We start from the raw sequence: 14327 nt of genomic DNA, 5'->3' as shown, positions 1-14327 counted from the left end.
TCTATTTTCAAAGAAAGGGGTAGCAAACGCTGCCCTTTTCTTTATCCACCAAATAAGACTGCCCCACCTGTTACAGCCCCCATCGTGCCATATAACAAGCTTAGTGCAAAAAAGAGCATAATTGCACCCGCAATACATTTGATCATGGCTTCGCCTTTTTGATTAGAACCAGCTAAACCATACCAATGGCCTAAGCGAGTCGCGACATTTCTCGCATAGCGTACTAACGCTGCAAAAAGCGAAAGCATTAAACCCGACCCCAAAGACATGGCAAAAGTAGCTAAAATTCCCCACCAATAAAGATCCAGCATATAAGCGAGAAAAAGCACAAAAATGGCACCACTACACGGTCGCATACCAATGGTTAAAATCACTAAGAGTTGAGATTTTAAATCACCCGATTGCTTAAGCTGTTGATGATTGGGTAGATGTTGATGTCCACAACTACATTGCGCTTGGCTTGCTTTTCCTTGCTCATATCGAAATGGCGAAGCTGTTCCAATCTGTTTCGGTAATGATTGGATTGATGTGATACGAAAAGATTGTTTTTTCTTTAAACCTTTCAAACCTTGAGCCATCCAATAAAGCCCTAACAACAATAATAAAATGAGTGCGCTACGCTCCAGCCATAACTGACTAAGTTTAAAATATTTTGAGGAAAGATTAAGTATCACCACCACAATGGAGGTTGCTGCAACTGCGACAAAACCTTGCATGAGAGAGGAAAGTAAACTTAAGCGTACGCTGGTTTTAAGCTGACTTTCGTGAGTGGAAAGATAACCAGCAATAATAAATTTCCCATGCCCAGGCCCTAATGCATGTAATACACCATAAGAAAAGGCGGCAAAAATCAACCATAATCCTGCCGTTGATGAATGTGCTTGAATCTGATGTAGATTTTCAGAAATCAGCTGATTAAAGGCTTTTTGCCAATCGGCCACTTGCACAAAAAGCCAAGGTAGCAAGGCGAAAATAATCGCTAATAAACCGATAAAGAGTGCGGTCAGTTTTAACTTCATTTTTTATTCACATTTAATTTTTACTTTCTGTGCAAACAATACACCAAGAGAATCATCTTCATTTTTTTGAGATTTATCCAATGATGAAGCGTAGGATTTAATTTTTTCATCCACATTAGGTTCGAGCACTTCCCCTTTGCAATTCTTAGGAAGCTCCGAAAAATCAACCGCTCTTTTTCCAGTTTCTACATAACGCATTGCCACATAATAAGTGCTGTCATAAGTCATCAGCGTAAATTCATTATTTTGCAAAGCCTGTGGTTGTGCCAAAAGAAAATCAAAATAATATTCCACCTCATTCCCTTTAACACGCATACCATAATTTTCAGGCTGTTTTTTATATTTAATTTTGTGATTTTCTTTATCAAAGGCATAACTAAAGTAATGTTCATTCACAACGTTTGTCATTACCTCATCAACTAATTTCTGTTTAGCAGCTTTATCCCCTTTCGTCTGCATCATGTCATACAATACGGCTGAAGAGCTAGCTTCATCCAGTAACCATTGGGTCGAAAAACCAATTAATTGATTATCTTTCACTAACGGTTTGGTTTGCATATCAATAAAGGCGTGAGGATGTGCAAGAACCGAAAAAGGAGAAATTAGCGATAATCCTAGGAGTAATTTTTTAAACATAAATAAGAATAAAGTGGGCTAAATAATTGAATAGACAGATTTTATCACAAGCAGTTCCTAATCAAAATCGAATAAAAATCGATCTAAACGAAAAAAATCCTGTGATTTTCTTGATTTGTATCAACAAATTATTCATTCACATTTCCATTATAACTGAAATTTATGTACTATTTGCCTCGTCAAGTGATTGCTTGATATTCATAAAGTTCCTAAATAAAATAATCATAAATATAGCTAAACTACTTTCCTACCACCCTATATGGGTGGTTTTTTTTGCCTTTCAAATAGCTTATTCCCTAAACATCAAGTAAAATAACCGCACTTTTATTCATAACATCGAGAAAATTATGTCAACGCAATTTGTATATACGATGCACCGTGTCGGCAAAGTGGTGCCACCGAAGCGTCATATTTTGAAAGATATTTCTTTAAGCTTCTTCCCTGGTGCAAAAATCGGGGTTCTAGGCTTAAATGGTGCGGGTAAATCAACCCTCTTACGCATTATGGCGGGCGTGGATAAAGAGTTCGAAGGTGAAGCTCGTCCACAACCGGGTATCAAAATTGGTTACCTTCCACAAGAACCAAAACTTGATCCTCAACAAACTGTACGCGAAGCGATAGAAGAAGCTGTTTCTGAAGTAAAAAATGCACTGACTCGTTTAGATGAAGTTTATGCGCTTTATGCGGATCCTGATGCGGATTTTGATAAATTAGCGGCAGAACAAGCCAATCTTGAAGCAATCATTCAAGCGAATGATGGGCATAATTTAGATAATCAATTAGAGCGCGCAGCAGATGCATTACGTTTACCTGATTGGGATGCCAAAATTGAGCATTTATCCGGGGGCGAACGTCGTCGTGTCGCACTTTGTCGCTTATTACTCGAAAAACCAGACATGCTCCTATTAGACGAGCCGACCAACCACTTAGATGCGGAATCTGTAGCATGGTTAGAGCGTTTCTTACATGACTACGAAGGTACCGTTGTGGCGATTACCCACGACCGTTATTTCTTAGATAACGTGGCTGGTTGGATCTTAGAGCTTGACCGTGGTGAGGGTATTCCTTGGGAAGGTAACTATTCTTCTTGGTTAGAGCAAAAAGAGAAACGTTTAGAGCAAGAACAAGCGGCTGAAAATGCGCGTCAAAAATCTATTGCGAAAGAGTTGGAATGGGTGCGTCAAAATCCTAAAGGTCGCCAAGCGAAAAGCAAAGCACGTATGGCGCGCTTTGATGAATTAAACTCTGGCGAATATCAAAAACGTAACGAGACTAACGAACTCTTTATTCCACCTGGTCCACGTTTAGGTGATAAAGTGATTGAGGTAGAACATCTCACTAAATCTTACGGCGATCGCACTTTAATTGATGATTTATCATTCAACATTCCAAAAGGTGCTATCGTGGGTATTATCGGCGCGAATGGTGCGGGTAAATCTACCCTATTCCGTATGCTTTCAGGTCAAGAACAACCGGATAGCGGCTCAATTACGATGGGTGAAACTGTGGTACTTGCTTCTGTCGATCAGTTCCGTGACTCAATGGATGATAAAAAAACCGTATGGGAAGAAGTGTCTAACGGACAAGATATTCTCACTATTGGTAACTTTGAAATTCCAAGCCGCGCGTATGTTGGACGCTTCAACTTCAAAGGCGTAGATCAACAAAAACGTGTGGGCGAATTATCGGGTGGTGAGCGCGGTCGTTTACACTTGGCTAAACTTCTACAACGTGGTGGTAACGTACTGTTATTGGACGAACCGACCAATGACTTAGACGTTGAAACCTTACGTGCGTTAGAAAATGCGATCTTAGAATTCCCTGGTTGTGCAATGGTGATTTCCCATGACCGTTGGTTCTTAGACCGTATTGCAACGCATATTTTAGATTACGGTGATGAAGGTAAAGTGACGTTCTACGAAGGTAACTTCTCAGACTACGAAGAGTGGAAAAAGAAAACCTTAGGTGAAGCCGCAACACAACCACATCGTATTAAATATAAGCGTATTGCAAAATAAGAAATTAAAGTGCGGTCACTTTTGACCGCACTTTCCTTTTACATCAGGAGTGATTATGTTAGTTTATTTGCATATTGTTTGTGCATTTTTAAGTTTAGGATTATTAATAATCCGTGGGGGAATGCAATTAAGTGGGAAAGATTGGCGAGCAATTAAACTGCTAAAAATTTTACCGCACTTAGTTGATACACTTTTAATTGCAAGCGGTTTATCGATGTTTTTCTTGTTCGGCTATCAGTTACAAAGCTGGTTGGTCATGAAAATCATCATGCTTGTGCTTTATATCTTCTTCTCGGCTAAATATTTTAATCGTAAAGCAGTCAATCCAAACAGTGCATTTTTAGCATTTGCCTTGTTAAGTTTCTTAGGTGCAATGTTCTTTGCTTACCAACCAAACTTTATGGAAGGCTAATTATGAAAAAATCCATCTTCAATTGAAGATGGATTTTTTGTCTTATCTTAACCACCGGCTAATTTTACTTTAAACCCTTTTTGTTCTAAAAGTTGTTTAAGTAAATCGCGTTTTTCGCCTTGAATCTCAATATTGCCGTCTTTAACTGAACCACCACAACCACAACGTTTTTTAAGTTCAGTGGCTAATTTTTTTAATTCATCATCGGATAAATCTAGCCCAGTAATCACTGAGACGCCCGCACCTTTTCGACCACTGGTCTGTTTTTGGATGCGAACCACACCATCACCCTTAGGGCGTTGTACCGGCTCTTTTTGCGCTTTAATTCGACCAATTTCGGTAGAATAAACTAATGTACTCTCAGTCATATTACTCAATTGATGCATTAATTGAACGAAGCACTTCAGCTGGGTTTTCAGCTTGAGTAATTGGACGACCGATTACTAAATAATCAGAACCAGAACGAATAGCTGCTGCTGGTGTCATGACGCGACGCTGATCACCAAAATCACTACCAATTGGACGAATCCCTGGGGTGACTAATTTAAAATCAGGACCACAAGTATTACGTAAAATCTCCACTTCTTGTGGCGAACAAACAACTCCATCTAATCCCGCACGCTGTGTTAAATTTGCAAGACGCAAAACGTGTTCAAGTGGCGAGGAATTAATACCAATTTGCAACAAATCTAAATCTTCCATACTTGTTAATACGGTTACCGCGATTAATAACGGCGCATCTTTTCCATAAGGCTCGAGAATTTTCTTCGCCTCTTCCATCATTTTCAGACCACCGCTAGCATGGACATCAACCATCCATACCCCTAAATCAGCCGCAGAACGCACTGCTCTTGCCACAGTATTCGGAATATCATGAAATTTAAGATCGAGGAAAACATCAAATTGACGCTCGTGCAATTGCTTAACGAAACTGGTTCCTAGTGTAGTAAACATTTCTTTACCCACTTTTAAACGGCATAAGCTTGGATCAATTTGATCCACGAGGGATAGCGCTTGTGCTTCCGTTTCGTAATCCAATGCAACGATTACTTTGCTATTCATAATTTTACCTCACTGTGTCAATTAATTATGTTCTGGTTTGATGGATTCCCACTGTTTGCAAGAAGGACAATTCCACATTAATTTATGGGTCTGATAACCGCAATTTGAGCAACGGTAGCCAAAGCCTTGCTTAATTCTCTCACCGACCATTTTATGTAGCAAAATTAAGCTTTCTTTACCTCGTCCTTCCTCTGCATCATCAATTTGGAATTGAATAAAACGATGGAAAATAGATGTACTTGGATGTTTTGTGAGTTGTTGATAAAGCTTTGATTGCGCTGCACTCTTACCATCTTTCTCTTCAATCACACTCGCTAACATTAAATCGACTTTTGTATTGTTAATCTGCTGACTGGCTCGAATCAAGAATAACTCAAAGTTATCTCTTTCTCCTAATTCATCATAACAATATTTGAGTGTTTTCAACACTTCTCCAATGTAAATTGGATTTTGATTAAGAATATTCTCCAAAAAATGAATGGCTTGACGGTAGTTTTTATCTGCCATTTCTAAGTCAGCAAGAAGCATTGATGCTCTCACACTCGTTGGAGATACATTCAACGCTTTTTGTAAAATGCTGCGTTTTTCGACTGCACTTTCAAGTTCACCACTTAAGGCATATTCACAATAACATTGTGCTAATTCCACATTATTTTCTTTAGGGGAAATTTTAGCTAGTTTCTCTGCAATATTAACGGCTTTTTTCCATTCTTTTGTCTTTTGGTAAATCACTAAAAGCTGTTGGAGTGCATTTTCAGCAAACTCTGGTTCATCCACCATAATGATGTAAAGGGCTTCCGCACGGTCGTAAAAACCCACCGCCATGAAATCCTTAGCGAGTTGCTGTTTAGCTAATAACTTTTGTTCGAAAGAATAATTGGGACTACGATCAAGGGCTTGATGGATTCTTAAAGCACGATCCACTTCGCCTCGAGAACGGAAAAGGTTACCGAGCGTTAGCTCAGCTTCAAATTGAGAGTTGCTTTCAATTTCATTTTCTGTTTCTTGTTTTTGCAACATATCAAGAAACAAATCAACGGCTTTATCCGTTTGATTAGAAAGCAAAAAATTGACCCCCGTGACATAATCACGGGAGAGTTTATTACTCATATCTTCCTGATCTTTCTTGGCACTCCGATGCCCCATATACCAACCATAAGCGGCGGCTATTGGCAGAAGCAGAAAGAGTAATTCGAGCATTATACTGCCTTATCGCGAGTAGTCGTTAATTCGTTAATCTGTAATGTTTGACGTTTAACTTGACGCGCTAACGACATATTTTTGAATTTTAATTTTAAGTAAAAGAATCCGGTAATTAACCAACCTAAAATTAATCCAAAGCCAAATAAAATGGCAACTAATGTTGAAAGTTGGAATTGGCTTTCAGCAACAATGTAGTTAAAGGTGATTACTTGATCATTATTTGCTCCTATAGTTACCGCAACAAGTACGATAGCCAATACAATAATGAGCCCAAGAATATATTTAATCATCACAATCTCCTTTGTTAAGAATAGGTTCATTATGCCAAAATTTGTAATAAAAAACGACACCTAAGTGTCGTTTTATTGATATCGATTGAATGTTTAAGCAAAAACATTTACGCGATCTTTTAATTCTTTACCCGCTTTAAAGTGCGGTACAGATTTAGCATCTAATTTTACAGAATCACCGGTTTTAGGATTACGACCTACTCGAGGTTGACGATGGTGTAAAGAGAAGCTACCAAAACCACGAACTTCAATACGATTACCCTCTTCTAAAGATTGTGCAATGAGTTCAAGAATATCCTTTACAATACCTTCTACTTCTTTTGCGGATAAAGTTGGGTGCTTTGTTGATAGATTTTCAATTAGTTCAGATTTCGTCATCGTCAACTCTCCTTTAAATTTATACTTAAACTTGTTATTAAGACTTACAGGTAATGCATTAGTTCATAATAAATTACCGCTAAATCCTTGTTAATTATAGCTGGTAGTAATAAGGCTGAGTCAATGACCCAGCCTTATTGATGTGAATTAATTATTCACCTTTAGCCGCTTTGAAAGCTTCAGCCATTGCGTTTGGAATAGCAACATCTTCTTGTTTGTTATTCACATTTGCAACTGCAGCTGCTTCTTCAGCTTGATCTTTCGCTTTTACAGATAAGTGAACGATACGTGCTTTACGATCAACACCGGTATATTTCGCTTCAACTACATCACCTGCTGCAACTTCATTTGTTAAGTCTGCTGCACGGATATAACCTTCAACGCCACCTGCTAATTCAACTTTAGCACCTTTAGCATCAGCTTCAACAACAGTTGCAGAAACTACTGCGCCCTTCTTGTTAACAGCTACGAAGTTGTTGAATGGATCATCTTCAAGTTGTTTGATACCTAAAGAAATACGTTCTTTCACTGCATCTACTGCTAATACTACTGCAGAAACTTCGTCACCTTTTTTGTAGTTACGAACTGCTTCTTCACCTGCTACATTCCAAGAAATGTCAGATAAGTGAACTAAACCGTCGATACCACCTTCAAGACCGATGAAGATACCGAAATCAGTGATTGATTTGATTTTACCAGTAACTTTGTCGCCTTTGTTGTGAGTTTCAGCGAATTGAGTCCATGGGTTAGGTTTGCATTGTTTTAAACCTAAAGAAATACGACGACGTTCTTCGTCAACTTCTAATACCATTACTTCAACAGTATCGCCAAGGCTTACAACTTTAGATGGGTGGATGTTTTTGTTAGTCCAATCCATTTCAGAAACGTGAACTAAACCTTCAACACCATCTAAGATTTCAACGAAACAGCCGTAGTCTGTTAAGTTAGTTACTTTACCTGTTAATTTGCTGTTTACTGGGTGGTTTTCAGCAATAGCAACCCAAGGATCTTGACCTAATTGTTTTAAGCCTAAAGATACGCGAGTACGATCTTTGTCAAATTTTAATACTTTAACAGTTACTTCGTCGCCTACATTCACGATTTCGCTTGGGTGTTTAACACGTTTCCAAGCCATATCAGTGATGTGTAATAAACCGTCAACGCCACCTAAATCTACGAATGCACCGTAGTCAGTTAAGTTTTTAACGATACCTTTAACTTCTGAACCTTCAGCTAGGTTCTCAAGGATTTGTTCACGTTCTTGGCTGTTTTCAGATTCGATCACTGCACGACGAGAAACAACAACGTTGTTACGTTTTTGATCTAATTTGATTACTTTGAATTCTAATTCTTTACCAAGTAAGTGATCTGCTTCACGTGCTGGACGAGTGTCAACTAATGAACCTGGTAAGAATGCACGAACACCGTTTAACTCAACTGTGAAACCGCCTTTCACTTTACCGTTGATTAAACCGATAACGGTCGCTTTATCTTCGTAAGCTTTTTCTAATTCAATCCAAGATTCGTGACGAACAGCTTTCTCACGAGAAAGTTTAGTTTCGCCGTAACCATCTTCAACTGCATCTAAAGCTACGTTTACTGTGTCGCCAACTTTAACTTCAAGTTCACCTTGAGCGTTTTGGAATTCAGCAACAGGAATTGCAGATTCAGATTTTAAGCCTGCATCAACAAGTACAAAGCCTTTTTGAATAGCAACAACAGTACCGCTAACGATTGAACCTTGACGGGTTTCAAGGCCTTTTAATGATTCTTCAAAGAGTTGAGCAAAAGATTCTGACATATAAATAATCTTCTTAATTTAAGTTAATAACATCCACATTAAGATCCATAAAATGCGGGGTTGAGGATAAATGTCTATTCTTCCTTGAATAAACAGTTAAATCGAAATTGACGTTTTTTGTTGAATATAAACTAACGCTTGAGCAATAACCTCATCAATACTCAATGTTGTACTATCTAACAATAAAGCATCATCAGCCGGCTTCAATGGCGCAACCTCACGATTTCTATCACGAAAATCACGTTCTTGTATCTCGGCTAAAATCTGTGCAAAGTTACCATTAATTCCCTTATTTTGCAACTGTTTATAACGTCTTTTTGCACGTTCTTCCGCACTTGCATCTAAAAACAGTTTAACTTGTGCATTTGGGAAAACCACGGTTCCCATATCTCGCCCATCCGCAATCAGTCCATCATTTTTGCCAAAATCCTGCTGAAGTTGCAGTAAAGCTGACCGCACTTTTGGAAAAACCGCTATTTTTGATGCAGCTTCCGCTACTTCTTGCGTACGGATTAAATGGCTCACATCCATCCCTCCAAGAAGTACATTGAGCTCACCATTTTTCGGGATGAACTGGATATCTAAATGACGTGCTAACTCCGCTAATCCTTCTTCATCGGTTAAATCTGCATGACGTTTCAGCGCAGCCAATGCCGTCACGCGATAAATGGCACCACTATCCAACAAGGTAAAACCCAACTTTTCAGCCAAGGCGTAACAAAGTGTTCCTTTCCCTGCTCCGCTTGGACCATCAACGGTGATAATTATCCCCATCATCTCTATCCTTTTACTTTTCAAAAACCGATATATTATAGACACAAATAATTTATTTCACTAAAGATTCTTTTGCCAAATGTTAAAAATAATCACCTATCACAATTCTAAATAAACATTGATAATTCATATAAAATTTAAAGAAAAAATATCAGCTCTTAATCCTCTCCTATAATGTCAAGGCAAACGCCACCGATAAAAAGAAAAACCTCAATAATCGTTATTATGTTTTCAACAAAAAAAGAAGAATTAAAAATTTCATCATATATAACATGAAAATTATTCTTTAATTCTTATATAAATTTCATGATCTCATCCCTTGAATTCTCTCACACCAAAGAGGATAATAAGAATCTTTCTCAAAAAAGAAGGGGATAACAAATGAAGAAAGAAATAAAATTAAACTTAGTTACATTTTGCCTAATAAATGCAATGAATATTAATATTGCTGAAGCTCAAACAGAAGAAATACTCGATCAAATAAATGTGGTCGAAAAAAATGTGGCTAATGATAAAAAACCTTTTACGGAAGCGAAAGCAAAAAGCACCCGAGAGCATATTTTTAAAGAAACCCAAACTATCGATCAAGTTATTCGAAGTATCCCAGGTGCTTTTACTCAACAAGATAAAGGCTCTGGCGTAGTTTCTGTGAATATTCGTGGCGAAAATGGGTTAGGTCGAGTCAATACTATGGTTGATGGCGTAACGCAAACTTTTTATTCTACCTCAATGGATTCAGGTCAATCAGGCGGTAACTCTCAATTTGGTGCCGCGATAGATCCTAATTTCATTGCTGGTGTCGATATCAATAAAAGCAATTTCTCAGGTTCCAGCGGTATAAACACATTGTCTGGTAGTGCTAATTTTAGAACATTGGGGGTTAACGATATTATCACGGATGATAGACCTTTTGGTTTAGTTGTTAAAGGTATGGCTGGTAGCAATGAAACTAAGTCGAATTTTATGACCACAGCTGCAGGCAGAAAATGGCTTGATAATGGAGGGTATGTCGGTGTGGCATATGGCTATAGTCAACGTGAAGTCTCACAAGATTATCGTATCGGTGGAGGAGAACGATTAGCTACACTTGGGCAAGATATTCTTGCCAAAGAAAAAGAAGCTTATTTCCATAATGCCGGTTATACTTTAAATTCTACAGGACAATGGACTCCCGATTTAAACAAAAATCATTGGTCTTGCAATGCGCCAACCCCAACATTTAACGGAAATACAGATCCAATTACAACTACAGATGAATTGACTGGAGTGACTGAAACAAGAACACCAGGATGTATTACTCGAGTAGAAAGAAAAGAAGAAAATTATGATTATATTAGTGAAGAAGATACGCCTAACGAACCTCGTTACAATACATCTAGCTATCAACTTAATACTTATAAAAATGAAACTAGAAAAAAAATTCTGAGAGAATTAGAAAATGGTGTGCCTCCCAAAGATATCCCCGAATTACAAAATGATGTGGATTCAACAAATAACTCATTTGAACGTAATAAGGATCAATACAGTGTTGCCCCTATTGAGCCTGGCAGTTTGCAATCTCGTTCTCGTAGCCATTTATTAAAATTTGAATATGGTGATGATCGCCATAATTTAGGTGCACAAATTCGTACCCTCGATAATAAAATTGGTTCTCGAAAAATTGAAAATCGTAATTATCAATTAAATTATAATTTTAATAATAATCGCTATCTTGATCTCAATTTGATGGTAGCACACAACTTGGGTAAAACCATTTATCCTAAAGGTGCATTCTTTTCTGGTTGGCAAGTAGAAGATAAATTAATTACGAAGAATGTGGCAAATATTATTGATATTAACAATAGCTATACTTTTTTATTGCCAAAAGAAATCGATTTAAAAACCACATTGGGCTTTAACTACTTTATTAATGAGTATAGTAAAAACCGTTTTCCAGAAGAATTAAGTTTGTTTTATAACAATGAATCACACTCCCAAGGAAACTATAGTTATTTAGGTCGCTTCCAAGGAAGCAAAAGCGGATTACCACAACGTTCAGTGATCTTACAACCTTCTGGTAAACAACAATTTAAAACTGTTTATTTTGATACCGCACTTTCTAAAGGAATTTACCATTTAGACTATAGTGTCAATTTTACGCATTATGCATTTAACGGTGAGTATGTAGGTTATGAAAATACACCAACACAAATTAATGAACCGATTTTGCATAAATCAGGACATAAAACAGCGATAAACCACTCAGCAACGCTTAGCGCGGATATCAATGATTATTTTATGCCGTTTTTCACCTATTCGCGCACACATAGAATGCCAAATATTCAAGAAATGTTCTTCTCTCAAGTATCTGATGTTGGCGTAAATACGGCATTAAAACCTGAGCGAGCAGAAACTTATCAACTAGGGTTTAACACCTATAAAAAAGCTGTTTTTACAGAAGAAGATGTTCTAGGTTTAAAACTAGTGGGATATCGTAGTTTCATCAAAAATTATATTCATAATGTATATGGTGTATGGTGGAGAGATGGCGTTGTTCCTGACTGGGCTGCTGATAATGGATTTAGATTTACCATTGCTCATCAAAATTATAAGCCTATTGTGAAAAAGAGCGGCGTCGAGTTAGAAATTAACTATGACATGGGACGTTTCTTTGCAAATCTGTCTTATGCATACCAACGAACAAATCAACCAACCAATTATGCAGATGCAAGTCCACGTCCTAACAACGCATCAAAAGATGACATTCTAAAACAAGGTTATGGTCTATCTCGTATCTCAATGTTACCTAAAGATTATGGAAGATTAGAACTTGGCTCTCGCTGGTTTGATCAAAAATTAACTGTTGGTATCGCAGCTCGTTACTATGGGAAAAGCAAACGAGCAACCATTCAAGAAGAATATATTAACGGCTCTGAATTTGAATTAAATACTAGTCATGAAAGAACTTATTATGCAATTAAGAAAACAGAAGAAATTAATAAACAACCAATTATTTTAGATTTGCATATAAGTTACGAACCTATCAAAGATTTGATTATCAAAGCTGAAGTACAAAACCTACTAGATAAACGTTATGTTGATCCTTTAGATTCTGGCAACGATGCGGCATCTCAACGCTATTATTCAAGCTTAAATGATTCCATTTGTAGCAAAAATGATACTTGCGATAACGGAATAAAAGATAAATCTGTGCTTTACAATTTTGCACGAGGAAGAACTTATATTTTTAGTTTAAACTATAAATTCTAATGGGTTTATATAAAAAGGCATAGTCAATTAACTATGCCTTTTTAAATAATGTTTATGATTCAATTTTAGAATTTATTATCTTATTAAAAGATTATTACTACAGTCTGTCTATCATCCCTAATACTAATGCCGAAGACTGTTTTGCAGCTAACGGTAAGAACTCTTCAAAAGACATACTCGCTTCGCCATCGCCTGCATCCGAAATTGCCCGAACGACCACAAAAGGTACGTTAAAGGCATGACAAACTTGCGCAATCGCCGTGGCTTCCATTTCTACTGCAGTCACATTTGGGAAATCAACTTTAATTTGAGCAATTTTTTCTTCGCTATTAATAAAACTATCACCAGAGCAAATTAAACCGCGTTTTACATTTTGTCCTTGTGATTGGGCAATTTCATCGGCTAAATCTGCTAATTGTTTATCTGAAAGAAAAGCAGCTGGATTTGCAGGTAATTGACCTTTTTCATAGCCAAAAGCTGTCACATCGGCATCGTGATATCGGGTTTCATCTGAAATAACGATATCCCCCACTTTTAAGCCTTTCGCAACACCACCCGCTGAGCCCGTATTTAAAACCACATCCGGTTTAGCCAATTGTAATAAAGCTGTGGTACCAATAGCTGCCGCGACTTTACCAATCCCAGATTGCAATAACGCGATCTCTTTGCCATTAATTTTGCCTTCAAAAATGACCGCACTTGCAACTTTTGTCTCTTTTTTATCTGTCATTAATTGGGATAAAATCTCCACTTCTTGTGCCATTGCACCAACAATCCCGATTTTCATTAATTTTTCCTTTCTTGTTCGAGTTTATTCACTAAGAAATCTAATACTGCCACTCCATAATCATCGTTATACAGCGTACTTGCGGTGAGAACATATTTCCCACCTATAACTACATAAGGAAAAGTAAAAACACCATATTCTTCCGTCAAATTAATAGCGTTACTTACATCCTTTTTCACTTCTGAAGAATGCACAACTTTGTTAAATTCAACTTTACTAATTCCTTGCGAGATTACCCATTCACGCATCTTATCTAATGTAGATAATTCGGTATAACGCGCCTTTTCAGAAGTTTCAAATAACAGCGTATCCGATAACTCGCCCACTTTTAAACGCTGTAATGTATAGAATATTGTCGCTGAAAATCTAGCCTCATTCGTGGCGACAGGATATTCTTCTAATTCCACCTTATTAGGGCGAATTTGGCTATAAAGTTGCAAGATATCTTGAGCTGAAGAACAAACCCGACAGTCGTAATCAAAGAAAAATTGGATAGGAATTCTACTATCACTTCTTCTAATCTGCTCAATAGGTTCTTGATATGAAAAATAATCTCTACCGTCTTCAAACTGTACGACATTCTCTGGCGGCAAGTGTGGTGGATTTTTAGCAGAAAAATCCTTTGCACTGATATTGCCGAATGCGACATTCGTCACACTCAGCAATATCATTGCAAAGGATCCTTTTAATAATTTATT

At 37.4% G+C, this 14327-nt stretch carries 14 protein-coding genes; 3 read left to right on the top strand and 11 right to left on the bottom strand.

Annotated features, from left to right (window positions below; genetic code table 11):
• Positions 1-41: 41 nt before the first annotated feature.
• Together zevB and zevA are read right to left on the bottom strand one after the other, a co-directional pair.
• Positions 42-1019 carry a zinc transporter permease subunit ZevB gene (zevB, locus tag DPV97_RS03825; protein ID WP_070714606.1) on the bottom strand — a complete coding sequence of 326 codons (978 nt, stop codon included), beginning with the start codon at positions 1017-1019 and terminating at the stop codon, positions 42-44.
• A gap of 3 nt (positions 1020-1022) precedes the next feature.
• The gene (gene zevA, locus DPV97_RS03820; protein WP_070714608.1) at positions 1023-1655 is read right to left on the bottom strand and encodes a zinc transporter binding subunit ZevA; all 633 of its coding nucleotides are present in this window, start codon (positions 1653-1655) and stop codon (positions 1023-1025) included.
• A 347-nt stretch (positions 1656-2002) separates the two neighbouring features.
• On the opposite strand from zevA, the gene ettA reads away from it, so the two are divergent.
• Together ettA and DPV97_RS03810 are read left to right on the top strand one after the other, a co-directional pair.
• A complete protein-coding gene (ettA, locus tag DPV97_RS03815) occupies positions 2003-3673 on the top strand; it encodes an energy-dependent translational throttle protein EttA (RefSeq protein WP_070714610.1) in 1671 nt (556 codons plus the stop codon).
• 55 nt (positions 3674-3728) lie between these two features.
• Positions 3729-4085: a SirB2 family protein gene (locus tag DPV97_RS03810; protein WP_070714612.1), complete on the top strand. Its 357-nt coding sequence runs from the start codon at positions 3729-3731 to the stop codon at positions 4083-4085.
• A gap of 47 nt (positions 4086-4132) precedes the next feature.
• Here DPV97_RS03810 and yciH read toward each other — a convergent pair whose 3' ends face one another.
• The 7 genes from yciH to cmk form a co-directional block, all read right to left on the bottom strand.
• Complete coding sequence (gene yciH / locus DPV97_RS03805; RefSeq protein ID WP_049371157.1) at positions 4133-4453, bottom strand: stress response translation initiation inhibitor YciH; 321 nt, start codon at positions 4451-4453, stop codon at positions 4133-4135.
• Position 4454: 1 nt separating this feature from the next.
• Positions 4455-5147, bottom strand: a complete 693-nt coding sequence (pyrF, locus tag DPV97_RS03800) for an orotidine-5'-phosphate decarboxylase (RefSeq protein WP_049371159.1) — start codon at positions 5145-5147, stop codon at positions 4455-4457.
• A gap of 21 nt (positions 5148-5168) precedes the next feature.
• A complete protein-coding gene (lapB, locus tag DPV97_RS03795; RefSeq protein WP_070714614.1) occupies positions 5169-6347 on the bottom strand; it encodes a lipopolysaccharide assembly protein LapB in 1179 nt (392 codons plus the stop codon).
• Complete coding sequence (locus DPV97_RS03790) at positions 6347-6640, bottom strand: LapA family protein (protein ID WP_005699471.1); 294 nt, start codon at positions 6638-6640, stop codon at positions 6347-6349. Before DPV97_RS03790 ends, lapB begins: the two co-directional genes overlap by 1 nt.
• A gap of 93 nt (positions 6641-6733) precedes the next feature.
• Positions 6734-7024: an integration host factor subunit beta gene (locus DPV97_RS03785; RefSeq protein WP_279386107.1), complete on the bottom strand. Its 291-nt coding sequence runs from the start codon at positions 7022-7024 to the stop codon at positions 6734-6736.
• A gap of 145 nt (positions 7025-7169) precedes the next feature.
• Positions 7170-8819 (bottom strand): 30S ribosomal protein S1, encoded by a 1650-nt coding sequence (rpsA, locus tag DPV97_RS03780; RefSeq protein WP_005699413.1) that lies wholly within the window; start codon positions 8817-8819, stop codon positions 7170-7172.
• 96 nt (positions 8820-8915) lie between these two features.
• A complete protein-coding gene (gene cmk / locus DPV97_RS03775) occupies positions 8916-9593 on the bottom strand; it encodes a (d)CMP kinase (protein WP_032804107.1) in 678 nt (225 codons plus the stop codon).
• 381 nt (positions 9594-9974) lie between these two features.
• Here cmk and DPV97_RS03770 point away from each other — a divergent pair, with 381 nt between their 5' ends.
• Positions 9975-12842, top strand: coding sequence for a TonB-dependent receptor domain-containing protein (locus tag DPV97_RS03770; RefSeq protein WP_049376258.1), 2868 nt, complete (start codon positions 9975-9977; stop codon positions 12840-12842).
• A 97-nt stretch (positions 12843-12939) separates the two neighbouring features.
• On the opposite strand, the gene DPV97_RS03765 is transcribed toward DPV97_RS03770, so the two are convergent.
• A complete protein-coding gene (locus tag DPV97_RS03765) occupies positions 12940-13629 on the bottom strand; it encodes a 5'-methylthioadenosine/adenosylhomocysteine nucleosidase (RefSeq protein ID WP_005695911.1) in 690 nt (229 codons plus the stop codon).
• Positions 13629-14300, bottom strand: a complete 672-nt coding sequence (locus DPV97_RS03760) for a thiol:disulfide interchange protein DsbA/DsbL (protein ID WP_243585058.1) — start codon at positions 14298-14300, stop codon at positions 13629-13631. The genes DPV97_RS03765 and DPV97_RS03760 overlap by 1 nt, the downstream gene beginning before the upstream one ends.
• Between the last annotated feature and the right edge of the window lie 27 nt (positions 14301-14327).

Origin of the sequence: Haemophilus parainfluenzae, assembly GCF_003253005.1 — a bacterium.
In the GTDB taxonomy this organism is placed as follows: Bacteria; Pseudomonadota; Gammaproteobacteria; order Enterobacterales; family Pasteurellaceae; genus Haemophilus_D; species Haemophilus_D parainfluenzae_M.
The sequence above is the reverse complement of the archived record's forward strand: the minus strand, read 5'-3'. Positions and strand labels throughout refer to the sequence as shown.